This window comes from Pseudomonas sp. Tri1, assembly GCF_017968885.1.
GTDB lineage: Bacteria > Pseudomonadota > Gammaproteobacteria > Pseudomonadales > Pseudomonadaceae > Aquipseudomonas.
Genome location: NZ_CP072913.1, coordinates 5,375,187 through 5,399,866, shown reverse-complemented (window position 1 = coordinate 5,399,866; position 24,680 = coordinate 5,375,187). Strand labels below are relative to the sequence as shown.

The following is a 24,680-nucleotide window of genomic DNA, read 5'->3' as shown; positions in this document are numbered from 1 at the left end:
CATGACCATTCAGTTCACTCTAAAGGCCTTGTGCTTAACCCTGCTGGCCGCTGCCGCGCCGATGGTCTTGGCCGCCAGCGCCGAACAGGCTGCCGCGCTGGGCAAGACCCTGACGCCTTTCGGTGCCGAGAAAGCCGGTAATGCCGATGGCAGCATCCCGGCCTGGGACGGTGGCTACACCAAGGTCGATCCGGGCTACGTTCCGGGGGTAAGCGCGGCGATCCGTTTGCCGCGGACAAACCCTTGTTCAGCATCACCGCGCAAAACGTGGCGAAGTACGCCGACAAGCTCAGCGACGGCACCAAGGAGTTGTTCAAGCGCTTCCCGGACACCTATCGCATCGACGTCTATCCAACCCGGCGTACGGCGGCCGCGCCGCAGTGGGTCTATGACAACACGCTCAAGAATGCGACCCGCGCCAAACTGGTCGACAGCAGCGCTGGCCTGATCCCCGACGGCGCCTTTGGCGGGATTCCGTTTCCGATTCCACAGAACGGTACCGAAGCCATTTGGAATCACTTGTTGAACTGGCGCGGCACCTCGGTGGCGGGACATTTTCGCCACTATCTGATGACGGCCGACGGCAACCAGGTGATGACCAGCGACGGCCTGTTGACCCAGGAAATGCCCTACTACTTCCAGGAAGGCGGCCCTGAAAATTACTCGGGTGATTATTGGCAGGTGCGCTTTGTCAATCTCGGCCCGGCGATTCGCGCCGGTGAGCAGATCCTGGGGCGTGAGAACATCAACGGCGACAAATCCCAGGCCCATGTCTATCTGGCCGGTCAACGCCGGGTGCGCACGCTGCCCAACGCCTGCTGCGATACCCCTACGCCTTCCACTGCCGGGGTCATGTCCTTCGACGAACTGTTCGTGTGGCAGGGACGTACGGACCGGTTCGACTGGAAACTGGTGGGCAAGCAGGAAATGTATGTTCCGTACAACACCAACAAGATGCAGGCCGCCGCCCAGCCGCAAGACCTGTTCGCCAAGCACCATCTGAATCCTGACTACGTGCGCTGGGAGTTGCACCGCGTCTGGGTCGTCGAGTCGACGTTGGCTGCCGGCAAGCGTCACCAGTTGCCCAAAGGTCGCTACTACCTCGACGAAGACAGCTGGCAAGCCCTGCTCGGCGACCGTTGGGACGCCAGCGGCCAACTGGCCAAGACCCTCTGGTCCCTGCCTTCCGTACTGCCCGACTTGCCAGCCGTGGTGCAACTGTCTGCCGGTTTTTATGACCTGACTTCGGGGGCCTGGTTTATCCAGAACGTCTACGCCGGATTGCCGGAGCAGTATCACGAGGTCGATCGCTACAAGGCCTCGGAGTTCTCGCCAGCGGCGATGGCCGGGCGCGGCGTGCGTTAAGTCTGAGCGCAGAGTGAAGGGCAGGCCTGTCGGCCTGTCCTTGGGATGCGAGTGTTTTTCCGAGGTAGGTTATGAACAGAATTCGTCAGGCGGGCGCTGTGCTCTTGGCCCTGTATTTGCCCTTCGCCACGAGTGAGTGCCTGGCAGGGCCGACTGCCGTGGGCGCGCCACTGAGCACCCCGGCCATGCCGGTGCCGGCCGCGCAGAAAAGCGTATTGATCGATCTGGCGCGGGCCGGCACACGTCTGGTGGCCGTGGGCGAGCGCGGCCTGGTGCTGCTCTCCGATGACAACGGGCAAAGCTGGCATCAGGCCTCGGTGCCGGTATCGGTGAGCCTGACGGCAGTGCAGTTCGTCGATGCACGCAATGGCTGGGCAGTCGGTCACGCGGGCGTGGTATTGGCCACGCACGATGGTGGCGAGCACTGGGCGCTGCAACTCGACGGCGCGCGTGCGGCACAGCTCGAACTGGACGCGGCCAAGGCCGACCAGGCCACGGCAGCCAACCCGGATGACGCATCGGTACGAGTACAAAATGCCGAGCGTCTCGTCGCCGATGGGGCGGACAAACCCTTCCTGGCACTCGAATTCATCGATGCCCAACACGGGCTGATCGTCGGCGCCTACGGCCTGGCACTGTGGACCACCGATGGCGGTGCCACGTGGCAGTCGCTGATGGGGCATATCGCCAACCCGAACGGGATGCACTTGTACGCCATCAGTCACCAGGGAACGCGCTGGTTCCTGGCTGGCGAGCAGGGTTACCTGGCGCGCTCGGACGACGATGCAGTTTCGTTCAGCCCATTGGAAAGTCCCTATGAAGGCAGTTTCTTCACCTTGCAGAGCCGCGCCGATGGCGCCCTGCTGGTTGGCGGCCTGAGGGGCAACGCCTTTATCTCCAATGATGGGGGCGAAAGCTTCCAGCACCTGTCCGTCCCTCTGCCGATTTCCTTCAATGACGCTACGCGCCTGGCCGACGGCCAGGTGCTGCTGGTCAACCAGAGTGGTGCGCTGTTTCTCAATGGCGAGCAGACCGGGGCGGCGCTGCTGCCACTGGGCAAGCCCCTGGGGAGGCCCGTTTCAAGTCTGGTCGAGGCCGCCGATGGCAGCCTGATCGTTGCCGGTTTCACCGGGCTGCAGCGTATTGCGCAGCCATCGATTGCCGTTGCGGAGTGAGGTTATGACGTCCCCTAGCAAATTCCCCCAGCCCCCTGCGAATGCGTTCGAAGACTTTGATCCGCGTTCCGGCTCGGTGCTCGAACGAGCACTGTTCAATCATCGCCTGTGGGTGTTGCTGCTGTGCCTGGCGACCACGCTGGTACTGGGTTGGCAGTCCAGTCGTGTCGAGCTCAATGCCAGTTTCGAAAAAATGATCCCCACCCATCATCCCTATATCGCCAACTACCTTGAGCACCAGCAGGAGCTGAGTGGGCTGGGCAACGCGGTGCGCATCGCGGTGGTCAACAAGCGGGGCGACATCTACGACAGCGCCTACCTCAAGACCCTGCAGGCGTTGAGCGACAAGATCTATCTGTTGCCCGGTGTCGACCGTGCGTACATGAAGTCGCTGTGGACGCCGGCCACGCGCTGGGTGGCGGTGACCGAAGCGGGCCTGGACGGTGGGCCGGTCATTCCGGACAACTACGATGGCGGCGCCGCCAGCCTCGCGGCATTGCGGCGCAATGTGCAACTGTCCAACGAGATCGGCCAGTTGGTGGCGTTCGATCAGGCATCGAGCATCATCCATGTGCCCCTGCTGCAGCGCACCCCCGACGGCCAACCGTTGGACTACACCAGGCTGTCGCAACAACTGGAGTCGCTACGCAGCCAATACCAGAGCGACAGCATCGACATTCGTATCACCGGTTTCGCCAAGAAAGTCGGTGACTTGATCGCCGGTCTGCGGCAGATCCTGATGTTCTTTGCCGTGGCCATTCTGATCACCGCCGTGGTGCTCTACTGGTATACCCGCTGCATCCGCAGCACCTTGCTGGTGGTGTTCTGCTCACTGGTGGCGGTGGTCTGGCAGCTTGGCCTGCTGCCGCTGCTGGGCTATCAACTGGATCCCTATTCGGTGCTGGTGCCGTTCCTGGTGTTTGCCATTGGCATGAGCCATGGCGCCCAGAAGATGAACGGCATCATGCAGGACATCGGTCGTGGCATGCACCGCGTGGTCGCCGCGCGCTTCACCTTCCGCCGCCTGTTTCTCGCCGGCCTCACCGCGCTGCTCTGCGATGCGGTCGGCTTTGCGGTGCTGATGATCATCAAGATCCAGGTGATCCAGGACCTGGCGATGATCGCCAGTATCGGCGTGGCGGTGCTGATCTTCACCAATTTGATCCTGCTGCCGGTATTGCTCTCCTATGTTGGTGTCAGCCGCCGCGCCGCGCGTCTGAGTCTCAAAAGCGAGCATGCTGAACAGGCCGGCCTGAGTCGCCACGGCTTCTGGCGCTTTCTCGACCTGTTCACCCAGCGGCGCTGGGCGGCGTTGTGCATTGCCCTGAGCCTGGCACTGGCGACGGTCGGCTTCGTGGTCAGCCTGCAATTGAATATCGGTGATCTCGATGCCGGCGCGCCCGAGTTGCGGGCCGACTCGCGCTACAACCAGGATGATGCGTTTCTGACCCATCACTACGGTGCCAGCAGCGATCTGTTCGCAGTCATGGTCAAGACGCCAGCCAGCGCTTGTTCGCGCTACGACATCCTGCGCAAGGTCGACGCCCTCGACTGGCAGTTGCGCACCTTGCCAGGGGTCGATTCGACCAACTCGCTGGCGCTGCTTAACCGCCGGATGCTGGTCGGCCTCAGCGAAGGCAGCCCGAAGTGGTATGAGCTACAGAACAACCAGGCGATGCTCAACATGGTCACCGCCGGTGCGCCGCGCGGGCTCTACAACGAAGACTGCAGCCTGCTGACACTGTACGTCTACCTCTCCGACCACAAGGCGCAAACCCTCAACCGCCTGGTGGATCACGTCGAACAGTTCGCTGCGGCGAACAATACCGACGAGGTCCAGTTCCTCCTGGCCGCTGGCAATGCCGGGATCGAGGCGGCGACCAACATTGTCGTCAAGCAGGCCAATCGCGAAATGCTGTTCTGGGTCTACGGCGCAGTGATCCTGCTCTGCCTGATCACCTTCCGTTCCTGGCGCGCCACGATTTGTGCGGTGATTCCGCTGATGCTCACATCGATCCTCTGTGAGGCGCTGATGGTCTGGCTGAACATCGGCGTCAAGGTCGCGACCCTGCCGGTGATCGCCCTTGGCGTGGGCATCGGCGTCGACTATGCGTTGTACGTGATGAGCATCCTGCTCGGTCATATGCGCCAGGGCACAAGCCTGTCGCAGGCGTATTACCGGGCACTGCTGTCCACCGGCAAGGTGGTGATGCTGACCGGTGTGACCCTGGCGATCGGCGTGGCCACCTGGATGTTTTCGCCGATCAAGTTCCAGGCCGACATGGGCGTGCTGCTGGCCTTCATGTTCGTCTGGAACATGGTCGGTGCGCTGGTGCTGTTGCCGGCCCTGGCCCACTTCCTGTTGCCGAGCAAGCGTATGAGCAAGGGGCCGGTTGGGCACAAATCCTCGGAGGAGCCCCGTTGCCTGGTGAGTGCGGTGCTGACGCCCGCCACCGCCGAGGAACCCACCAGTGGGCAGCACTCATCGTGCAAGAAGACAGTTTCTGCGGCGGCTAATCCGGTCGCGCCATAACAACAAGAAAGGACGTTGCCATGCCTCGTATGTATCTGTTCCAGCAGCCTCTATGGCTTGACCTTATCGCCGGCTTGAGCGCCTTTGGCATGGCGTTCTGCGCGGCCCAACCATCGGAGGTGCACGATGAGCGTTGAACGCCAGGCAGGTTTGCCACAGTCGTTGTTGCTGTTGCTTGGCAGTTGCCTGCCGGTGCTCGGCGCGGTGCTGCTGGCCCCCATACTGCCGCGTATGCAGGAGCACTTCGTTGACTCTGCGGGTGTGGCCGTGCTGGTGCCCATTGCCCTGACGCTACCGGCGTTGATGATTGCGCTGTTGGCACCTGTGGCCGGGATCATCGCCGACCGGCTCGGGCGCAAGCCGTTGCTGATCGGTGCGATGTTTCTCTACACCCTTTGTGGCGTGTTGCCGCTATGGCTGGACTCGCTGCAGGTCATCGTTATCAGCCGGGCCGGCATCGGCGTGGCGGAGGCGGCGATCATGACCTGCTGCACCACGATGATGGGCGACTACTACAGCGGCGCGCGGCGTGAACGCATGTTCGCCCTGCAAATGGTTGCGACCTCGTTGTCGGCGGCGATTTTCATTGCTGTGGGCGGCGTGCTCGGCGAGCACGGCTGGCGCACCCCGTTTGCCCTGTATGGGCTAGGGCTGGTGTTTCTGCCGCTGATGGTCTGGTTGCTGTGGGAACCGCGCGCCCAGGTCGTCACGGCGACAGCGGCGGTGAAGAGCGCATTCTCCTGGCGCCCCCTGGCTCCGTTGTATGCCCTGTCATTCCTGGCTGGCTTGAGCCTGTTTATCGTGCCGGTACAAGTCGGTTACCTGCTCAACCTGCTGCATGTCGAAGGGTCGCAGCAGATCGGCATGACCATGGGCGCCAGTCAGTTCGGCGTACTGATCGGCGCCCTGAGTTTCCGTTTGTTCAGGGGGGTAGCGGCGTACCGACAGGTATTCCTGGCCTTCGTCGCGGCCGGTATCGGTGGCGGGCTGCTGGCGGTGGCCGACAGTCATGGACTGGTGGTGATCGCCGTGCTGATCAACGGCCTGGGCATCGGCTTGATGATGCCGACCCTGCTCACCTGGATCATGGCCCAGATCGACTTCCAGCAGCGCGGTCGCGCCGTCGGCGGCTTCACGGCGATGTTCTTTGCCGGTGAGTTCTCCAGCCCGCTGGTGGTGCTGGCGATTACCGGTGGGGTGAGCAGCGCTTTGCCAACCGCGCTGGGGATCGTTGCGGGCCTTCAACTATTGGTGGCCTTGGCGTGCATTCGGCTGCGTGGCCGCGGGGTAGCTTTTCCCGCCACTGTCGCCGTGGACCCTGATAGCTGATCCGGCCCATTCGACGTTTATCAAAATAAGAAAACGAGGAGAACATCATGAGTTATTTGCTCAACACCTGGTACATCGCTGGGTGGGCGGACGAGCTGGCGCAAGGCGAGATGCTTGGCAGAACCATTGTCGAGCGCCCCATTGTGTTCTTTCGCGATAGCCAGGGCGCCATCCAGGCTCTGGCTGATCGCTGCCCTCACCGTTTTGCCCCGCTGCACATGGGCAAGATTGTCGGCGACAGCGTTCAGTGTCCGTACCACGGCTTGCGTTTCGATGGCAGTGGCCAATGCACTCACAACCCCCATGGCGATGGGAATATCCCCAAGGCCGCCTGTGTTCGCTCCTTCCCCGCCGTTGAGCGCCATGGGGCGATCTGGGTCTGGCCTGGCGAGCCAACCCTGGCCAGCGATGCGCTGATCCCCGACTTTTCCTTTTTTGAACAGGCGCTACCCCATGCCAAGGGGCATGGATATTTGCCAACCCGCGCGCACTACGAGCTATTGGCCGACAACATCATGGACTTGAGCCACGTTGACTTCCTGCACCCCGATACGCTGGGTGGTGGAGCGTTGTCACGCACGCGCGCCAGCATCGAGGAGTTGCCCAACGATCGCGTGCGCATCAGTTGGTGGGCGCCTGATGACGTCCCTCCACCGGCTTTCGGCGCTCATCTTGAAGACCCGACTCGAGCGGACGTCTGGGCCGAGGTCATCTGGCACGCACCTGGCCTGATGCTGCTGGGCAGCGGTGCCACTGCGCCAGGGCGCCCGAGGGAGGAGGGGGCCGTGACATGGAACCTGCATCTGATGACCCCGCAGGACGCGGCGAACACCCATTACTTCTTTGCCAATACGCGCAATTTCGAGCAGCACAATGAGCAGTTGAATGCCTTCGTCCAGAACATGTTGATCGGTATTTTCGCCGGTGAAGATAAACCCATGGTCGAAGCTCAGCAGCGTCAGATTGGCGAGGTTGAATTGCTGGGCCTCAACCCTGTGCTGCTGCCAGTCGATGCAGGGGCCGTGCGTTGCCGGCGTGTCCTGCGTCGGTTGATCGAGTCGGAGCGGGTGGCCGCACAACAGTCAGTGGGTACCCGGTGATGATCGATGTCGTTGTGACCCGCAAGCGTCGCGAAGCCGAAGGCATCTACAGTTTTGAACTGGCTCCGGTCGAGGGTTCCATGCTGCCTGCTTTCAGTGCCGGCTCGCATATCGACGTGCACCTGCCCAATGGCCTGGTGCGCCAGTACTCACTGTGCAATCACCCGGAAGAACGCCACCGCTACCTGTTGGGCGTATTGCTCGACCCGGCGTCTCGTGGCGGTTCGCAGGCCATGCACGAGCACGTGCACGAAGGCAGCCGGCTGCGTATCAGCGAGCCACGCAACCTGTTCCCGTTGGAGCATGCGGCGGGGTACAGCGTGCTGTTCGCTGGCGGTATCGGTATTACGCCGATCCTCTGCATGGCCGAGCGCCTGGCGCGGATCGGCGCACCTTTTGAGCTGCACTACTGTGGTCGTTCGGCCGGGCGCATGGCTTTTATCGAGCACATCCGCCATTCGGCGTTCGCCGATTGCGTGCACGTTCATGTGGACGATGGCGAGGAATCCCAACGCCTCGACAGCGCTTGGGTTTTATCCGCGCCAGCCAGTGACCGTCATCTGTATGTCTGTGGCCCCAATGGCTTCATGGAGCACGTGCTCGGCACTGCGCGTGAGCAGGGTTGGGCCGAGGCGCAACTGCACCGTGAGTACTTTACCGCCGCCGCCGTCCCGGCGGGTGAGGCGGGCGGCTTCGAGGTGCAGCTGGCTAGCACCGGCCAGTGTTTCCAGGTGCCCGCCGCGCTTAGCGTTGCCCAGGTACTGCTGGAGGCCGGTATCGACATCCCGTTGTCTTGCGAGCAGGGCATCTGCGGCACCTGCATCACGCGCGTGTTGGCGGGCGTGCCGGACCATCGCGACATGTTCTTGACCGATGCCGAGCGAGCCCGCAACGACCAATTCACGCCTTGCTGCTCGCGTGCCAGGAGCGCTCGACTGGTGCTCGATCTTTAAGGTTTTTCCATGAATCCATCTCTACCCGCTGTCGCGTCATTCTTTCGCCAAGCCCGTTGGCAAACTGATTGAGGAGTCGAATATGCAACAACTTCCTGGTTTCAAACGCGTGGTCACTGGGCACGATGCCCAGGGCCTGGCGGTGGTCGCGCTCAGCGGGCCGACGCCCAATAGCTTCCCGCTCAAGGCGGTACCCGGCACGGTCTTCCATGAGATCTGGAACAGTGGCGCCAGCCCGGCCGTGCTGGATAACGGTGACGACCCCACCAGCAAGCCGCTTCAATTGAGCCCGACACCGCTGGGCAGTGTCATTCGCGTGGTGGATATTCCGCCTGACAGCGTGCAGAACCAGGTCAGCGCCGAGGATGCCGCGGCGGCTTTCGCCGAAATAGGCCAAGCCCATGCCGGTACGGGACAGGCGGATTCCAAGCACAAGCTGATGCACCGCACCGAAACGCTCGATTACGGCGTGGTCACCGAGGGCGAGGTCTGGCTGGTGCTCGATGGCGAGGAGGTGCATCTCAAGCGCGGTGACATCGTCGTGCAGCGAGGCACCAACCACGCCTGGAGCAACCGCACCGAGCAGATGGCACGCATGCTGTTTGTCCTGCTCGATGGGCGCTTCGCCCCCGAGCTGCAAGGAGAACACGCATGAAGCTCGGTACCCTCAAGCATCACAGCCGCGACGGTCGCCTGCTGGTGGTGTCGCGCGACTTGGCCTGGGCGGTGGATGCCAGCGATATTGCCGCGACGCTGCAGGATGCCGTCGATCGTTGGTCCGACGTCGAGAGCGCTTTGCGCGCTCGCTATGCCGCCTTGAATGCGGGCTCCCAGGCCGGTGCCTTCGCTTTCGATCCGCAGCAGGCCGCTGCGCCGTTGCCGCGTGCCTGGCAATGGTTGGATGCCTCGTCTTTCCTCAGCCATGGGGAGCGGATGCAGAAGGCTTTCGGGCTCGATCCGATCGAAGGCGTTGAACACACCCCGCTGATGTACCAGGGCTGCGGCGATGATTTCCTGGGCCCCCACGACGACATCGTTTTACCGAGTGAAACCCATGGCATCGACTTTGAAGGGGAGTACGCGGTGTTGGTCGATGACGTGCCCATGGGCTGCTCGGCTGAACAGGCCGCAAGCCATATCCGGCTCATTGTGCAAGTCAACGATGTCAGCCTGCGAGCGCTCGCACCACGTGAAATGAAGACCGGCTTTGGTTTTATCCAGGCCAAGTCCTCATCAAGTTTTGCCCCGGTGGCGGTAACCCCTGACGAGCTGGGCGAAGCCTGGCGTGATGGGCGTGTGCATCTGCCGTTGCGGGTGGATTGGAACGGTCAGTGGTTTGGCCACGCCAATGGCGGTGCCATGCATTTCGGCTTTCATCAGTTGATTGCTCATGCGGCACTGACCCGGCGCCTCAGGGCCGGCTGCCTGATCGGTTCCGGCACCGTTTCCAATGCCGACCCCAGCGTGGGCGCCGCCTGCATCGCTGAGCGTCGTGCGGTTGAGATGATTGAGCATGGTGCGCCACAGACGCCATTCATGTGCTTTGGTGATCGCGTGCGCATGGAAGTCTTCGATCTGCAAGGGCAGTCGGTATTCGGCGCGATAGACCAGCGTGTCGTGCGCGGAGACCTCCCATGCGCGTGATGATTACCGGGGCCAATGGTTTTGTCGGGCGGGCGCTGGTGAAACGATTGCTCGAAACCAATGAATTACAAGGCCGGCCGATCAGCGCGTTGATACTGCTGGATAAAGAGTTGGTGGGGTTTGCGGAGGATAAGCGTCTGCGCCGGCATTGCGGCAGTGTGACCGACGCTGCGTTGTTGCGTCGCGCCCTGGCCGATGGCATCGATGTGGTTTTTCATTTGGTCAGTATCCCCGGTGGGGCGGCCGAGCAGCACTATTCATTGGGCTACCAGGTCAACCTGCTGGCCAGCCTGGAGTTGCTTGACCAACTTCGAGTGCAACCCGGCCGGCCGGTGCTGGTGTATGCCAGCAGCGTGGCGGTGTACGGCGGCGACCTGCCGGCACGCATGGATGAGCGTGCCGTGCCCAGCCCGCAGTTGAGCTACGGTACGCACAAGGTGATGGTGGAAATGGCGCTCAACGACCTGGCCCGCCGGGGCGAGGTGGACGGTCGAGCGGTGCGCTTGCCCGGCATTGTCGCGCGGCCACGTGAACCCAATGGACTGCGTTCGGCGTTCATGAGCGATCTGCTGCACGCCTTCGCTGAAGGCCAGCCATATTGTTGCCCGGTTTCGCCGCAGGCGCAGGCGTGGTGGATGTCCGTGCGGTGTTGCGTGGATAACCTGTTGCGGGCCGCCGAACTGCCGGCCGCCGAACTCGGCGAGTCACGGGTCTGGCAGTTACCGCTGTTGCACTTGTCCATTGCCCAGGTCATCGATGCCCTGGCCGCTGCCTATGGCCAGGAGCGCCGCGCGTTGATCAGCTTCGCACCGGATGCTGGTCTGCAAGCGTTGTTCGGCAATTTCCCAGCGATGAAAACGCCCCAGTCCCGTGCCCTTGGCTTTCGTCATGACGGCTCTGCCGGTGCCTTGATACGTAACAGTTTGAACGCTGCTACCCCTGCGCGCCGTGCGCGTGGGCGGGTGGGGCTTGGAGTGAGCGAAAATGCAATCGACTAAACGTCGTCTGGTGGACCTGTCCGTGACCCTGGACAACAACCCATACACTGATCCTCCGCCATTGCTGCCGAAAATCGACTACATGGACCACCAGCAAGGTTGGCCGGAGATGGCCGCGATGTTTCCCGGGCTGTCCAAGGAACAACTGCCGGGCAATGAGTCCTGGGCCGCCGAGCGCCTGCAGATCACGACGCACAGCGGTACGCATATGGATGCCCCCTGGCATTACGCCTCGACGACCGACGGCGGCAAGCCGGCTTTCGGCATCGACGAGCTGCCGTTGGACTGGTGCCTGCAACCGGGCGTGAAGCTGGACTTTCGTCACTTGCCGGATGGCCATGTGGTCAGCGCCGCCGAAGTGCAAGCAGAGTTGGAGCGCATCGGCCACGTGCTCCAGCCGCTGGATATTGTCCTGGTCAACACCCGCGCCGGGGCGCTGTTTGGCCAGCCGGGCTATCTGGATGCCGGGGTTGGCATCGGTCGCGAGGCCACGTTGTTTCTGCTGGAGCGCGGTGTGCGCGTGGTCGGTACCGATGCCTGGAGTTGGGATGCGCCCTTCAAGTACACGCGCGAACGCTTCGCCGCCAGTGGCGATGCCTCGATCATTTGGGAAGGGCACAAGGCCGGGCGCGATATCGGTTACGGTCAGATGGAGAAACTGGCCAACCTGGAATGTTTGCCGGCCCATGGTTTCCAGGTGTCCTGTTTCCCCTACAAGATCAGGCACGCTTCGGCCGGTTTCGTCCGCGCCGTGGCGATTTTCGAAGAATGAGCGTGCCTGCGGCCACTGCGCTGACGATTGTCGATCCTCGATGGATATTGTTCGTGCGGGTCGCGGCGGCCGGCAGCCTGAGCAAAGCGGCGGTTTTACTGGATATGCCGCAGTCGATGGTGAGTCGAAATATCGCTCAGCTCGAATCGCAGTGTGGCGAGCGGCTGTTCCAGCGTACCGGACGTGGAGTGGTCCTGACCGAGTTTGGCGAGCAGTTGCTGCCTTGCGTATCGAATCTGCTCGCAGACGCTGAAGGCCTGGCCGACGATATTCGTACCCGGCGTGGCAAACCGGTGGGGGAGGTGGTCGTAGGGATGCTGCCGTCCGCGGTACGGCGGTTTGCCGGTACGCTTTTTGCGGCGGTGCAAGCACAGATGCCGGGCGTAAGGTTGCACCTGATCGAGGGCGCGAGTGCGCAACTTGAAGAGCAGCTGCACGATGGTCGTCTCGATATGGCGCTGGTCCTGCGCGAGAGTGAAGCAAGCATCGGCGAGGCGTATCTGCTGGCCAGGTTGCCTCTGCATTTGATCGGGCCGGCCAGTGATCCAGTCCTCGCTGACCGGGACATTGCATTGAAGCAGCTATCTGGATTGCCATTGGTGGTCCCAGGGCGTCCCCATTTGTTGCGAGCCAGGCTCGATCACCTGGCGCTCGAGCATTTCATGGAACTGAGCGTTGCCGTGGAAGCAGACTCCGTCCAGCTCCAGTACGAAGTCGTTGCGGCAGGCGGAGGCTATGCGATTGCCTCTGTGCTACCGGGCTCGCTGGATCAACGATTGATTTCATCGCGCATCGTCGAGCCCGTTCTCGAGCGTTTTGTCGTGCTTGTCGAGTCTCCCCGTCGTCCTGTAACGCGTGCCTCCCGTGAAGTGCGACGGTTGATCTGCAATCTGTCCATGCCATCGACTTGAGCGATAGCTGCTTTCGATTCCCAGCAGTATTCGGCGTGGTGCGCGGCTCGTAGGGTGTCAGTCAATCAATGGCTGATACCCGATTGCGAGGTTAGCGACATGCATGACTCCCCAGTGCCCCTGTAATTGCCCCGACGCTTTTTCTCAGCGACGCCGATGTGGCCGCGCTCGCCGACTGGAGCACAGCCGTTGCCGCACTCGCGCAGGCGTATGCCTGCACCACCTCGGATGCCATGGTGCCGCCGCGGTCCATGGCGCGCGGCGACGGCATCTGGCTGCGCAGTTTGACTGCCGTCCCCCCACTGGCGGCCATATGGGATGCAAGTTGATCGCAGCCTCCATGCGGGCCCGCTGCGCCAGCTACCTGATCGCCTTGTTCGATCAGCAAACCATGGCCCTCAGTGCGCTAATCGACGGCAATCGGGTGACGGGTTTGCGCACCGCTGCAACCGCTGCGCTGGCGGTCGATTTGCTGGCGCCTCAACGCGCGCTGCGGGTGGGAGTGATTGGCGCGGGGTTTGAAGCACGTGGCGCGCTGGACTGCCTCAAGTCCGTACGCGATGTGGCCCATGTCCGGGTGTTCAGCCCAACGCCCGCGAGCCGTGAGCGGTTTGCCGAAAGCTTCAGGCCGGGGCTGGATATCCACGCAGTGAACACTGCGCAAGAGGCCGTGCAGGGCTGTGATGTGGTGATTTGTGCCGCACGCAGTCGTGACGAGTCTCCCGTACTGCAAGGGGCATGGCTTTCTGCGGGTACCACGGTCGTGTCATTGGGTTCCACCCTGCCTGAGCAAAGGGAGGTTGACCCGGCCACGATGGATCGAGCCGTCTGCATCGTCGCGGATATGCCGCAGGAGGTGCTTCACGACACCGGCGACGCCATTGCTGCGATCAATGCCGGTGTCTATGTCGCCGACAAATTAGTCGCGCTGGCGGATCTGGTGGCGGGTCATGTCACTGCGCGCCAAAACGAAAGCGACATCGTCCTCTACAAGTCGGTTGGCTCGGCTTTGCAGGACGTCGTCATTGCGCAGGCGCTGTACGAGCGCGCCAGGCAACAAGGCCTTGGCATCGAGCTACCCGCCAGCATTGTCCCTGTCTCGAAATAACCCCTCCACTGAACGAAGGAAATCATCATGGCCACTTACAAGAAAGCTGATGCCCGTGCCTGGGCGCGTGAAAACCTGGTGGGCTGCTCGGCAGTCACCATTCCAAGCTTCAGTGCTGATCTCAAGCGGCTCAATGAGCGCGGCATACGCCACGACGTAGAACACACGGTTGGGCTGGGCTACAGCAGCACATTGCTGTGCAGCGAGCTGGCGATCTCTGCCCAGGAAAACGCGCAATTCACCGCTTGGGCCCGTGAGTCGGGGAAAGACCTGATCCTGTTTTTCCACGCGGCGTTTGGCACGCTGGCGGAGAACATCGAGGCAGTGAAGCTCGCCGAGAATGCCGGTGCCGACATCGTCCTGCTCTCTTATCCACCGCAGTTCTGGCCGACCAACGAGCAGGAAATCTACGACTACACCAAGTCATTGTGCGACGCGACAGAGCTTGCCGTCATGCTGTTCCCGATTCCGCTATGGGGCTTTGAGCGCGTGCATCCAGCGGGGATGTCGTTGGAGTTGGTCCGTCGTCTGTTGGCCGATTGTCCGAATATCGCGGCTATCAAATCGGAGCAAGGGTTTCCGCTGCCGGCGGGCATTTGCGAGATGTATTACCACTTCCGTGATCAGGTCGTGATCAGTTGCCCGATCGAAGGTGATGCCATTCCCTTGATGAGCCTGATGAAGCTGCAGTTTTCCGGCACCAGCAACACCGCCTGGATGAGCGATTACTACCCGAAGGCTTTCGAACTGGCGCGCACCGGGCGATTCGAGGAGGCGATGGAGTTGTATTGGAAGGTCAATCCGGCACGCAGCGCCAACGGCGCCGCCGCACAAACCTATGCCGGCGGTACCGGGGTGCTCAACCGCACGATGTGGAAATACCAGGACTGGCTCGCCGGTTTCAACGGCGGCCCACTGCGTGCCCCGGCGATGCGTGTGCCGGATCGCTTGATGAAATCCCTGCGTCAAGGGCTGGTTGCCGCGGGCCTGCCGGTGACATCCGATCCCGATAGCGCCTTCATGATCGGGCGTCACCCTTGCTGATGATGAGGATTGCCAAATGAAGCATTTATTGAAAGATCCCACGCTGTGGCGTACTGGTGCCTACATCGCGGGTGAGTGGTTGAACGAGACGCCGCACGGTCAGTACACGCTGCGTAATCCGGTGGATCAAACGGTGCTCGCCGAGCTGCCGCGCTGCCGCGTGCCCGAGGTCCGCCGGGCAATCGATGCAGCGCATGAGGCCTTTGGTCCGTGGCGACGCTTGACGGCCAAACGCCGTGGCGAGGTGTTGCGCCGCTGGTATGAGTTGATGGTCGAACACCGTGAGGACATCGCCACGCTGATTACCCTGGAGGAGGGTAAGCCACTGGAGGAGGCCCGTGGTGAAGTCGATTACGCCGCCTCTTTCGTTCGCTGGTTTTCGGAAGAGGCCACGCGTGTGCGCGGTGACATGATCCCCGGTGTGAAAGACACCCAGCGTATCGTCTCATTGCGCGAGCCCATCGGGGTCTGCGCCGCCATAACGCCGTGGAACTTCCCGGCCGCCATGATCACCCGCAAGGCCGCTCCGGCGCTCGCTGCGGGCTGCACGATGGTGGTGAAACCGGCAAGCCAGACGCCGATGACGGCGCTAGCCCTCGCCGAGCTTGCCCAACGTGCCGGAGTGCCGGCGGGTGTCTTCAGCGTGATCACCGGTAATGACACCCGGGATATCGCCGGCGAACTCACCGCCAACCCACTGGTGCGCAAGCTTACGTTTACCGGTTCCACTGAAGTGGGCCGGCTGCTGTTGGCGCAAGCGGCGCAGACCGTCAAGAAATGTTCGATGGAACTGGGCGGCAATGCACCCTTCATCGTCTTTGACGATGCTGACCTTGATGCGGCTGCCGACGGAGTGATGTTGGCCAAGTTTCGCAACAGCGGCCAGTCGTGCATCGGCGCGAATCGGGTGTTGGTGCAGGCCGGGGTTTATGACGCACTGGCCGAGCGCATTGTCGAGCGCGTGGCACGGCTTACAGTAGGCAACGGTCTGGAACCCGGTGTGCAGGTGGGGCCGTTGATCGACGAAGCTGCGGTACAGAAATCCCAAGCGCTGGTCGACGATGCGCTGGCGCAGGGGGCGCGGCTGTTGGCCGGCGGTAGCCGTTATGCAATCGGTGGCGGGTTCTTCCAACCCACGGTGCTTGCGGATGTGACGCATACGATGAAGGTTGCCCGGGAGGAGATCTTCGGCCCGGTCATGCCGCTGTTGCGTTTCGAGACGGATGACGAGGCGATCACCATGGCCAACGACAGCGAGTATGGCCTTGCTGCCTACTTGTTCAGTCGTGATGCGGCGCGAATCTGGCGTAACGCTGCACGCATTGAATCAGGCATGGTCGGGATCAACTGCGGGTTGATCTCGAATGAGGTCGCCCCCTTCGGTGGCGTGAAGCAGAGCGGTCTTGGGCGGGAAGGATCTCATCTGGGTATCGACGAGTTCCTTGAGGTGAAATACCTCTGCTGGGATGGCTTGGAAAGCGTTTGAGCCAACGCAGTTAAAGCCCCTGGAGGCTCGCTCCCACATTGGGTTCACGGGTGCTCACAACAGCTGCACACGACACAAAACCTGTGGGAGCGAGCTTGCTCGCGATGGCGTAGGCACATCCAGCATCACCTCAAGCCGACCCTCAGCTTTCGCGAGCAAGCCCGCTCCCACATTGGGTTCACAGGTGTTCAGAGCATTTGCACCCGACACAAAAACCTGTGGGAGCGAGCTTGCTCGCGAAGGCGTAGGCATATCCAACACCACCGCCACCTGATTCTCCGATGCCCCCGCGATACCCATCTTCTCCAGCGATACCTCGGATTGTGGAAAGCGATTTCAGCGCGGATAGCCGATTCGATAGTCTCGTTGTTGCTCCGGCTTTGTCAGTCGGAATTTTATGAACTTGCGGCAGTGAGTCGATAGCGCTGCAGAGCTCGTCGGTGCGCCATGCAATGTCAGCCCGATTGAAATAAGAATAATTAGGAGAGCGTGATGAGTGCAGCAGTCAATAAGGTCCTGATCGTCGGAGGCGGTTTTTCCGGCATGACCGCGGCGATCCAGCTTGCCCGTCAGGGCGTCGAAGTCGACCTGGTCGAAATAGATCCTTTGTGGTGTCCCCTGGGGGCAGGTATTACGCTCAGTGGGCCGACGTTGAGAGCGCTCGATACAGTCGGAATCCTTGAAAGGGTGGCCAGCGAAGGGTATCTGTCGACCGATTTCGATGTGTTTTCACCCGCAGGCGACCTGATCGTACAGTTGGCGCTGCGACCTCCGGTCAGCCATAAACCGATTCCCTGTGGTGGCGGCATCCTGCGCCCGGTGCTGGCGCGAATCTTTGCCGATAAGACCCGGGAAGTCGGCACCAACGTGCGCCTGGGCATTACGTTCGCCAGCGTCGTCGAGCGTGGTGATGGCGTTGACGTGTCTTTCACCGACGGCACCTGCGGTCGCTATGACCTGGTCATTGCCGCCGATGGCGTGCATTCGCATATGCGAAAGGACTTTTTTCCAGAAGCACCCTCGCCAAAACCCATTCACCAGAGTGTCTGGCGTGCGGTGCTCAAGCGTCCGCCGGAAATCGTACGCCCCAGTCATTGGTTGGGACGCACCAAGGTCGGCGTCAATCCGATATCCGAAACGCACATGTACATGTTCCTCATGGAAAACCGCGAGTTTTCCGAGTGGATTGATCCGGCCAATTGGGCAAGCGAAATGGCGCGTCTTCTGGCTGAGTTCCCCGCACCGATCCTGCAAACGCTCGTGCCGCAACTGTACGAGCCGGGCGCCAATATCGACTACCGTCCACTGGCCAATCTGTTGGTTCCGCTGCCCTGGCATAAAGGCCGCATCGTGATGATCGGGGACACGGTGCATGCCACCACGCCACATCTGGCTTCCGGGGCTGGGATTGGAATCGAGAGTGCCATCGTGCTTGCCGAAGAACTGTTCGCCGATAGCGATCTACAGGCCGCCCTGAGCCGGTTCGAAGCGCGGCGTTGGGAACGTTGCCAACTGGTGGTCGAGAATTCCGCACGGCTGTGCGAGATAGAAAAAAGTGCCGGTGACAAGGAAGAGCATGCTCAGATCATGCGAGATTCCACGGCTACGTTGGCTGAGCCTATCTGAGTCAAATGAGTCGCTGTTCTACATCCGCTGCGCAAAACCCGCGTTGAAGTGATGTAGAACAGCCGCCCCATCGATCAAGTTGTTACTGGCTCAGGTCCATAATGACCACTTCTTTGACATACACAAAAAAGGACTCTGATGCCAGCGCGACCCCTTCGTCAGAAAGTTGTTGGAACAGTGCTCGCTGATACTGGCGAAAGATAGAGAAGTCGGCTTCATGTTCAAACCACATGCTGCTAGCCCCTTCGTATACCGCGATGTTTGGCCCGAAATAGGAGGTCACTCTGTCACCTTCGGGCAGGTACCTGGAACGAACATGCCGGCGTAGGACATTTTGAAAGTTTGGGTATTGATTGGCGATCGCATCGTGCGCCACATCCCATGCGGTGAAAAAGCTATCCAGGTTCACCGCGGGGTTCTTTTTCAGAAAGATCATCGCCTTCCATTGGAGGGGCGTGGTACCTGTGCTGGAGGTCTCTACTTCATCCATCAACTGAGCGGCCTGGTTGGCCAGGTCAGCGAAATTTTTTGCGTCAGGTCCAACGGTTTGTTGGGTATAGGGATCACTGAAGGTTTGGATCAAACCTGACATGTCGTCAAAAAATAACTCGGTGATGGAGTCTCTGTGAAAGCCTGTTGCGTAGGTCATGTCGGCGTCAACGCCGAAAGCAGAGTCGATGACATGATTTTGCACGTATCGTTTGACACCTAAAGGTTTGGCTCGGGCGATTTTTCCATGCTGGTGCTCTATATAATCCAAAAACTCAGCATGTGTCATTCCGGGCTTCCGGCGTACGGCGGCTAGCATTTTAATCATGATGACTCTCGCGTCTGGGAGGGTTTAATTGAATTGTTCTTGTCGTTCTAAACACCGAGGCGTGTGGTTTTCTAGAGGTTGGCTCCACCTTAGGTTTTTTAGAAATAAAAGATAAGGCCAACGTTGCCTGGCAAACCAATCGGTGTTTCTGCTGGCAGGTATCACTAAAAAACATGCATGACGATTGAGTTGCTGGTGTGGGCCTGCCGCGCCGTCCGGCGGGGCGCTGTGACGTTTCGCTAAATCCCCTCGCCACAGCAGCAATGCCCGGCTCGCTGCTTCATTCGTCCGGAGGAAGGCAACCGCTCGGCAATCTTCATCAAACTGTCACGTAACTGTGGCAGCGCGCTTGAACAAACTTCATCAGACTCGCGCTCTACTGGGGTTCTGCGTTTCGGTGTTTCTTCATGCGTGTATTCATTTTCCTGGCCGCGTTGTTGTTCGGCCTGCCGTCGATGGCGGCTTCTCGGTGTGACGTCAACGTTGCGACCCAACGGGTCGATCTGGATCAGGTCAGCCTGGCGTACCAGAGCATTGGTCGTGCCTCGGATCCGGCGTTGCTGCTGGTGATGGGGCTTGGCGGGCAATTGATCCATTGGCCGGATGAGGTGGTGGTTGCCCTGTGCGAGCAAGGTTTCCGGGTGATCCGCTACGACAACCGCGATGTCGGCTTGTCCACCTGGCGCCAGGCGCCCGGCAGCGCCAACCTGACCTTCGAAGCCTTGCGCTACAAGCTCGGCTTACCCGTGGCCGCGCCTTATACCTTGACCGACATGGCTGACGACGGGTTGGGGCTGATGGACGCCTTGCACGTGCAAAGCTTCCACATATTGGGGGCCAGCATGGGCGGGATGATCGCCCAGCACATGGCGGCCATGGCGCCCGAGCGGGTCGAAAGCCTGACCTTGATCATGACCAGCTCCAGCGCCGCCGGCCTGCCCGCACCCAGCGAAAGACTGGTGCAACTGTTGTCCCGGCGCGGTGCGCCGAATCGCGAGATGGCCCTTGAACAGCAGGCCGACCTGCTGGCCGCCCTGGGCAGCCCGATGGTGGTCGACGACCGTCAGGCGCTGCTGCATCAGGCGGCACTGGCCTATGACCGGGCTTTCAACCCTGAGGGCGTGAAGCGCCAGATCATGGCAATCATGGCTGAGCCGAGCCGGGTGGCGTTGCTCAACCAGCTGCGGGTACCGACCCTGGTCGTTCACGGCACTGCTGACCCGCTGCTGCCGGTGATGCATGGGGTGCATCTGGCGGCGCATATCCAAGGCAGCCAGTTGAAGTTGATCCCGGGCCTGGCCCATCGTTTCCAGGATGCGTTCAAGGCGCCGTTGCTGGGGGCGGTGTTGCCCTATCTGAAGCAGCACCGCGAAGACACCTCGCATTGGGCGCAGATCGAACCGGTGCAGGCGCCGAATTTGCTCTGATTTGATCGTTCCCACGCTCTGCGTGGGAACGCATCCCTTGACGCGCTGCGTCACCTTCCAGAAGCGGAACGCGGAGCGTCCCTGGCAGCATTCCCACGCGGGGCGTAGGAACGATCGAGATCCCTGCCTCTACCGCGCCTGAGCCTGCTCCACCAACCACTCCATCAATTCCTGCAATTGCGCCGAGGCCTGGGGTTTGCGCGGGTACACCAGGTGATAGCCCAAGCCGGTCTTGACCTTCAGCTCGAACGGCATCACCAGCCGCCCTGCGCTCAGGTCGTCGCCGATCAGCGACCAGTCGCCAATCGCCACGCCCGTGCCCTGGGACGCCATGGACATTGCCAGGTCCAGGGTTTCGAAATGCTGGCCTTTGTTGAGATTGCTCAAGTGCACGTCGGCAACCTCCAGCCAGGCGTTCCAGTCGCGCTCGTCACGGGTGGGGTGCAACAGCAGGTGTTGTTGCAGGTCGGCGGGTTCACGCAGCGGCACGGCGCCCTCCAGGACCGGGCGGGAACACACGGGCGTCAGTTGTTCGTCGAACAGGTGCAGGCACCCCAGTGAGGCGTCGGGTGGCGGGCCATAGATCACTGCGGCGTCGAAGGCTTCGCGCTGGAAGTCCACGCCGTGCCTGGCCGTGGTAGTCAGTTCCACCGGCACGTCCGGGCGTTCCTTCTGCCATTGCAGCAGGCGTGGCAGCAACCAGCGCATCACGCAGGTCGGGGCCTTGAGTTGCAGGCTCTGACGCTTTTCGCCGATCTGCTCCACCGCCTCGCCGATCAGGCTGAACACCTGCTGCACCCGAGGCAGCCACGCCTGGCCCTCGGCGGTCAGGCTCAGTCCGCGGGCCTGGCGCTGGAACAGTGCATAACCCAAGTGATCTTCCAGCCCGGCGATCTGCCGGCTCACCGCGCCCTGGGTAATGTGCAGCTGTTCGGCGGCCCGGGTGAAGTTGCAGCATTGGGCCGTGATCAGAAACGTGTGCAACGCCGGCAGTGGGGGAAGTCGTTTCATTTCGGATCCAAGCCATGACGTGAAGACATGGCTAGTATGACTTTTTATCCATTGTTGCCGCTATGGTCGGACCGTTCCAATAACGCCATTACCAAAGATAAAAAGGGCTCGCAGCGCATTGCGCGGGGCCCCGTCCAAGACAAGAAAAAGGGCAGTGGCAATGGCAACGTGCGGCGAAGTATTGGTCAAGTTACTCGAAGGCTATGGCGTGGAGCAGGTGTTCGGCATCCCTGGCGTGCACACCGTCGAGTTGTACCGCGGGCTGGCCCGTTCCAGTATCCGCCATGTGACCCCGCGTCATGAACAGGGCGCAGGCTTCATGGCCGACGGTTATGCCCGGGTCAGCGGCAAGCCCGGCGTGTGTTTCATCATCACCGGCCCCGGCATGACCAACATCACCACCGCCATGGGCCAGGCCTATGCCGATTCGATCCCGATGCTGGTGATCTCCAGTGTGCAGTCGCGCAGCCAGTTGGGTGGAGGACGCGGCAAGTTGCATGAACTGCCGAACCAGAGTGCATTGGTAAGCGGGGTGGCGGCGTTTTCCCACACGCTGATGTCCGCCGCTGAATTACCCGCCGTGCTGGCCCGGGCTTTTGCCTTGTTCCAGGCTGGGCGTGCGCGGCCAGTACACATCGAAATTCCGTTGGACGTTTTGGTCGAGGACGCCGATGCCTTGCTCGCCAGCGTGCCGGTGAACATCAGCCGCGCTGGCGCTGCACCCAATGCCGTGGAGCAAATGACGGCCATGCTGGCATCGGCCAAGCGGCCCTTGATCCTGGCCGGTGGCGGCGCCCTTGACGCGGCGGTCGAATTGAGCGAACTGGCCGAACGCCTCGGCGCGCCGGTAGCGTTGACCATCAATGCCAAGGGGCTGTTGCCATCCCGACATCCTTTGCTGATCGGCTCGACCCAGAGCCTGGTCGCCACCCGGGCGTTGGTGGCCGAGGCGGATGTGGTGCTGGCCATCGGCACCGAACTGGCCGAAACCGACTATGACATTACCTTTGCCGGCGGCTTCGAGATCCCAGGTGCGTTGCTGCGTATCGACATCGACCCGGACCAGACCGTGCGCAACTATTCACCGCGCTTGGCCCTGGTGGCCGATGCACGTACGGCTGCCCGGGCCCTGCTCGACGGGTTGAACGCGCACCCCTTGGCCGAGCGCTGCGGCGATTGGGGGCCGGCGCGCGCTGCGCGGTTGCGGGCCGATCTGGCAGGGAGCTGGGACGCTGCGGCTCGCGCTCAGACGCTATTTCTCGACACCGTTTTGCAGGCGCTGCCCGACGCGGTATTCGTCGGCGACTCCACCCAACCGGTGTACACCGGCAACCTGACCTTCAACCCGGAACAGCCACGTCGCTGGTTCAATTCGTCGACCGGCTACGGCACCCTCGGCTATGCGTTGCCGGCGGCCATCGGCGCCTGGCTCGGGGCAAGGACCTGGGGCACGGTCGCCCGCCGGTGGTGTGCCTGATCGGCGACGGCGGCTTGCAGTTCACCCTGCCGGAGTTGGCCTGCGCGGTGGAAGCGCGGACCCCGGTGATCGTGCTGCTGTGGAATAACCAGGGTTACGAAGAGATCAAGAAATACATGGTCAATCGCGCCATCGAACCGGTGGGTGTGGACATCTACACCCCGGATTTCATTGGTGTCGCCAAGGCCTTGGGCTGCGCGGCCGAAACCATCGACGGCGTGGCGCAACTGTACGCCGCGTTGCTCGCCGCTTGCGACCGGCAGGGGCCGACGCTGATCGAAATCGATCAGGCACGCTGGATGGCTGAGGTGTCGAAATGAGTGTGCTCACAACGCAAGACGGGCTGTACATCAACGGCCAATGGTCCGCAGGTGACCAACCGCTACGGGTGATCAATCCGGCGACCGAGGCACTGCTGACCACTGTTTATGGCGGCGATGAACACGCCGTCGATCAGGCCTTGGAGGCCGCTACCCAGGCTTTCGGCCCGTGGTCGAACACTTCTGGCCGCGAGCGCGGTGCGCTTCTGCGCCGTATCGCCGCCGGCGTGCGGGAGGCGCGTGAGCGGTTGATGCACCTGCAATCGAGCAACAATGGCAAACCGCTGTTCGAAGCGGCCATCGATGTCGACGATGTGGTTGCCACGTTCGAGTATTACGCCGAACTGGCCGAAGGCTTGGACGTTCGGCAAGACAATCCGCTGGCATTGCCCAGCGCTGATTTCAGCGCACGTCTGCGCCGCGAGCCCTGCGGTGTGGTCGGCTTGATCGTGCCGTGGAATTTCCCGATGGTCACCACCGCCTGGAAACTCGCCCCGGCCCTGGCTGCCGGCTGCTGTGTGGTGCTCAAACCCTCGGAAGTCACGCCGCTGCCGGAGCTTGCGCTGGCGTCGATCATCGCCGAATGCGGCTTGCCCCACGGGGTGTTCAATCTGGTCTGTGGCACCGGCCTGGCTGTCGGAGCGCCGCTGGCGGCGGACCCGCGTGTAGCGAAGATTTCCTTCACCGGCAGCAATGCGGTGGGTGTGCAGGTGATGCAGCGGGCGGCGGAAACGGTCAAGGGCGTAAGCCTGGAATTGGGCGGTAAATCGTCCTTGCTGGTGCTGGCCGATGCCGACTTGGACCTGGCGGTGGAACTGGCCTGCGGCGGCGGTTTTTTCAATGCCGGGCAGATGTGTTCGGCCACCAGCCGCGTACTGGTCGCCGATGAACTGGCCGATGAGTTCCTGCAGCGGCTCAAGACCCGCGCCGAGGCGATCCGCGTGGCCGACCCGTTCGACGCGGACGTGGAGATGGGCGCGTTGGTCAACCAGGCGCAATACCAGCGCGTGCTGGGGCATATCGACCGTGGCTTGAGCGCCGGGGCGACGCTGGTGTGTGGTGGACAGCGGCCCGCGCATCTGCCGCGCGGCTTTTTTTTACAGCCGACCGTCTTCACCGATGTGCCCCTGGACAGTGCGTTGTGGTGCGAGGAGATCTTCGGACCCGTGCTGTGCGTACGCCGTTTCAGCACCCAGGCGCAGGCCATCGCCCTGGCCAACGACAGCCGTTTCGGCCTGGTGGCCAGTGTGGTCAGCCGTGATACGACGGCTGCCGAACAGGTGGCCAACGCCTTACAGGCAGGGTTGGTGTGGATCAACGCCCCCCAGGTGATTTTCCCCCAGGCAGCTTGGGGTGGTTACAAGCAGAGCAGCCTTGGCCGCGAATTGGGGCCTTGGGGATTGGCGGCGTTTCAGGAAATCAAGCATGTGATCCGGGCGGTCTGACGGCGCGTTATCAGGTCACGCATGCCTCGAAAAAAGGCATGCGCCAGGAACATGGCTTCAATGAGTTTTTTTCGATAGTCAGGGATTTTGCACAACCCCAGGATGGCCGCAGGCGGCGGCAGAGCCCAAGCAGTACGGG

18 protein-coding genes and 2 pseudogenes are annotated in these 24,680 nt (G+C 61.8%); 18 read left to right on the top strand and 2 right to left on the bottom strand.

Annotated features, from left to right (window positions below; translation table 11 throughout):
- Position 1 precedes the first annotated feature (1 nt).
- From J9870_RS23440 to J9870_RS23370, 15 genes and pseudogenes are all read left to right on the top strand, one after another.
- Positions 2 to 1,365, top strand: a pseudogene (locus J9870_RS23440) (DUF1329 domain-containing protein).
- A gap of 71 nt (positions 1,366 to 1,436) precedes the next feature.
- Entirely contained in the window at positions 1,437 to 2,540 is a 1,104-nt protein-coding gene (locus J9870_RS23435) for a YCF48-related protein (protein ID WP_210640534.1), read from the top strand.
- 4 nt (positions 2,541 to 2,544) lie between these two features.
- Complete coding sequence (locus J9870_RS23430) at positions 2,545 to 5,073, top strand: MMPL family transporter (RefSeq protein WP_246883047.1); 2,529 nt, start codon at positions 2,545 to 2,547, stop codon at positions 5,071 to 5,073.
- A 126-nt stretch (positions 5,074 to 5,199) separates the two neighbouring features.
- Positions 5,200 to 6,402 carry an MFS transporter gene (locus J9870_RS23425; protein WP_210640532.1) on the top strand — a complete coding sequence of 401 codons (1,203 nt, stop codon included), beginning with the start codon at positions 5,200 to 5,202 and terminating at the stop codon, positions 6,400 to 6,402.
- A 47-nt stretch (positions 6,403 to 6,449) separates the two neighbouring features.
- Positions 6,450 to 7,502: an aromatic ring-hydroxylating dioxygenase subunit alpha gene (locus tag J9870_RS23420; protein ID WP_210640530.1), complete on the top strand. Its 1,053-nt coding sequence runs from the start codon at positions 6,450 to 6,452 to the stop codon at positions 7,500 to 7,502.
- On the top strand, positions 7,502 to 8,455 hold the full coding sequence (locus tag J9870_RS23415; protein ID WP_210640529.1) for a PDR/VanB family oxidoreductase: 954 nt from the start codon (positions 7,502 to 7,504) through the stop codon (positions 8,453 to 8,455). Before J9870_RS23420 ends, J9870_RS23415 begins: the two co-directional genes overlap by 1 nt.
- A gap of 82 nt (positions 8,456 to 8,537) precedes the next feature.
- Positions 8,538 to 9,110 carry a cupin domain-containing protein gene (locus J9870_RS23410; RefSeq protein WP_210640527.1) on the top strand — a complete coding sequence of 191 codons (573 nt, stop codon included), beginning with the start codon at positions 8,538 to 8,540 and terminating at the stop codon, positions 9,108 to 9,110.
- Positions 9,107 to 10,099, top strand: coding sequence for a fumarylacetoacetate hydrolase family protein (locus J9870_RS23405; RefSeq protein ID WP_210640526.1), 993 nt, complete (start codon positions 9,107 to 9,109; stop codon positions 10,097 to 10,099). Before J9870_RS23410 ends, J9870_RS23405 begins: the two co-directional genes overlap by 4 nt.
- The gene (locus J9870_RS23400) at positions 10,090 to 11,097 is read left to right on the top strand and encodes an NAD-dependent epimerase/dehydratase family protein (protein WP_210640524.1); all 1,008 of its coding nucleotides are present in this window, start codon (positions 10,090 to 10,092) and stop codon (positions 11,095 to 11,097) included. Before J9870_RS23405 ends, J9870_RS23400 begins: the two co-directional genes overlap by 10 nt.
- A complete protein-coding gene (locus J9870_RS23395; RefSeq protein WP_210640522.1) occupies positions 11,084 to 11,869 on the top strand; it encodes a cyclase family protein in 786 nt (261 codons plus the stop codon). The genes J9870_RS23400 and J9870_RS23395 overlap by 14 nt, the downstream gene beginning before the upstream one ends.
- Positions 11,866 to 12,780 (top strand): LysR family transcriptional regulator, encoded by a 915-nt coding sequence (locus J9870_RS23390; protein ID WP_246883046.1) that lies wholly within the window; start codon positions 11,866 to 11,868, stop codon positions 12,778 to 12,780. Before J9870_RS23395 ends, J9870_RS23390 begins: the two co-directional genes overlap by 4 nt.
- Positions 12,781 to 13,105: 325 nt before the next feature.
- Entirely contained in the window at positions 13,106 to 13,888 is a 783-nt protein-coding gene (locus tag J9870_RS23385; RefSeq protein WP_246883045.1) for an NAD(P)-binding domain-containing protein, read from the top strand.
- A gap of 27 nt (positions 13,889 to 13,915) precedes the next feature.
- Positions 13,916 to 14,932 (top strand): dihydrodipicolinate synthase family protein, encoded by a 1,017-nt coding sequence (locus J9870_RS23380; RefSeq protein ID WP_210640520.1) that lies wholly within the window; start codon positions 13,916 to 13,918, stop codon positions 14,930 to 14,932.
- Between the two features lie 16 nt (positions 14,933 to 14,948).
- Positions 14,949 to 16,418, top strand: a complete 1,470-nt coding sequence (locus J9870_RS23375; RefSeq protein ID WP_210640518.1) for an NAD-dependent succinate-semialdehyde dehydrogenase — start codon at positions 14,949 to 14,951, stop codon at positions 16,416 to 16,418.
- Between the two features lie 492 nt (positions 16,419 to 16,910).
- Positions 16,911 to 18,044 carry an FAD-dependent oxidoreductase gene (locus J9870_RS23370; RefSeq protein WP_210640516.1) on the top strand — a complete coding sequence of 378 codons (1,134 nt, stop codon included), beginning with the start codon at positions 16,911 to 16,913 and terminating at the stop codon, positions 18,042 to 18,044.
- Between the two features lie 82 nt (positions 18,045 to 18,126).
- Here the strand turns inward: J9870_RS23370 and J9870_RS23365 are convergent, their stop codons facing one another.
- Positions 18,127 to 18,861: an EthD domain-containing protein gene (locus J9870_RS23365; protein ID WP_210640513.1), complete on the bottom strand. Its 735-nt coding sequence runs from the start codon at positions 18,859 to 18,861 to the stop codon at positions 18,127 to 18,129.
- Between the two features lie 407 nt (positions 18,862 to 19,268).
- On the opposite strand from J9870_RS23365, the gene J9870_RS23360 reads away from it, so the two are divergent.
- Positions 19,269 to 20,288, top strand: coding sequence for an alpha/beta hydrolase (locus J9870_RS23360; RefSeq protein ID WP_210640512.1), 1,020 nt, complete (start codon positions 19,269 to 19,271; stop codon positions 20,286 to 20,288).
- Positions 20,289 to 20,417: 129 nt separating this feature from the next.
- Here J9870_RS23360 and J9870_RS23355 read toward each other — a convergent pair whose 3' ends face one another.
- On the bottom strand, positions 20,418 to 21,299 hold the full coding sequence (locus J9870_RS23355) for a LysR substrate-binding domain-containing protein (protein ID WP_210640505.1): 882 nt from the start codon (positions 21,297 to 21,299) through the stop codon (positions 20,418 to 20,420).
- Between the two features lie 160 nt (positions 21,300 to 21,459).
- Between J9870_RS23355 and J9870_RS23350 the strand changes: the two are divergent.
- Positions 21,460 to 23,096: pseudogene (locus J9870_RS23350) on the top strand (5-guanidino-2-oxopentanoate decarboxylase).
- Entirely contained in the window at positions 23,093 to 24,541 is a 1,449-nt protein-coding gene (locus tag J9870_RS23345) for an aldehyde dehydrogenase family protein (protein ID WP_210640503.1), read from the top strand. Before J9870_RS23350 ends, J9870_RS23345 begins: the two are co-directional and overlap by 4 nt.
- Positions 24,542 to 24,680: the final 139 nt, after the last annotated feature.

Excerpts from the sequence above, each read along its gene's own strand:
- J9870_RS23435 (WP_210640534.1), top strand. The coding sequence starts at position 1,437 with ATGAACAGAATTCGTCAGGCGGGCGCTGTGCTCTTGGCCCTGTATTTG.
- J9870_RS23430 (WP_246883047.1), top strand. The coding sequence starts at position 2,545 with ATGACGTCCCCTAGCAAATTCCCCCAGCCCCCTGCGAATGCGTTCGAA.
- J9870_RS23425 (WP_210640532.1), top strand. The coding sequence starts at position 5,200 with ATGAGCGTTGAACGCCAGGCAGGTTTGCCACAGTCGTTGTTGCTGTTG.
- J9870_RS23420 (WP_210640530.1), top strand. The coding sequence starts at position 6,450 with ATGAGTTATTTGCTCAACACCTGGTACATCGCTGGGTGGGCGGACGAG.
- J9870_RS23415 (WP_210640529.1), top strand. The coding sequence starts at position 7,502 with ATGATCGATGTCGTTGTGACCCGCAAGCGTCGCGAAGCCGAAGGCATC.
- J9870_RS23410 (WP_210640527.1), top strand. The coding sequence starts at position 8,538 with ATGCAACAACTTCCTGGTTTCAAACGCGTGGTCACTGGGCACGATGCC.
- J9870_RS23405 (WP_210640526.1), top strand. The coding sequence starts at position 9,107 with ATGAAGCTCGGTACCCTCAAGCATCACAGCCGCGACGGTCGCCTGCTG.
- J9870_RS23400 (WP_210640524.1), top strand. The coding sequence starts at position 10,090 with ATGCGCGTGATGATTACCGGGGCCAATGGTTTTGTCGGGCGGGCGCTG.
- J9870_RS23395 (WP_210640522.1), top strand. The coding sequence starts at position 11,084 with ATGCAATCGACTAAACGTCGTCTGGTGGACCTGTCCGTGACCCTGGAC.
- J9870_RS23390 (WP_246883046.1), top strand. The coding sequence starts at position 11,866 with ATGAGCGTGCCTGCGGCCACTGCGCTGACGATTGTCGATCCTCGATGG.
- J9870_RS23380 (WP_210640520.1), top strand. The coding sequence starts at position 13,916 with ATGGCCACTTACAAGAAAGCTGATGCCCGTGCCTGGGCGCGTGAAAAC.
- J9870_RS23375 (WP_210640518.1), top strand. The coding sequence starts at position 14,949 with ATGAAGCATTTATTGAAAGATCCCACGCTGTGGCGTACTGGTGCCTAC.
- J9870_RS23370 (WP_210640516.1), top strand. The coding sequence starts at position 16,911 with ATGAGTGCAGCAGTCAATAAGGTCCTGATCGTCGGAGGCGGTTTTTCC.
- J9870_RS23365 (WP_210640513.1), bottom strand. The coding sequence starts at position 18,861 with ATGATTAAAATGCTAGCCGCCGTACGCCGGAAGCCCGGAATGACACAT.
- J9870_RS23360 (WP_210640512.1), top strand. The coding sequence starts at position 19,269 with ATGCGTGTATTCATTTTCCTGGCCGCGTTGTTGTTCGGCCTGCCGTCG.
- J9870_RS23355 (WP_210640505.1), bottom strand. The coding sequence starts at position 21,299 with ATGAAACGACTTCCCCCACTGCCGGCGTTGCACACGTTTCTGATCACG.
- J9870_RS23345 (WP_210640503.1), top strand. The coding sequence starts at position 23,093 with ATGAGTGTGCTCACAACGCAAGACGGGCTGTACATCAACGGCCAATGG.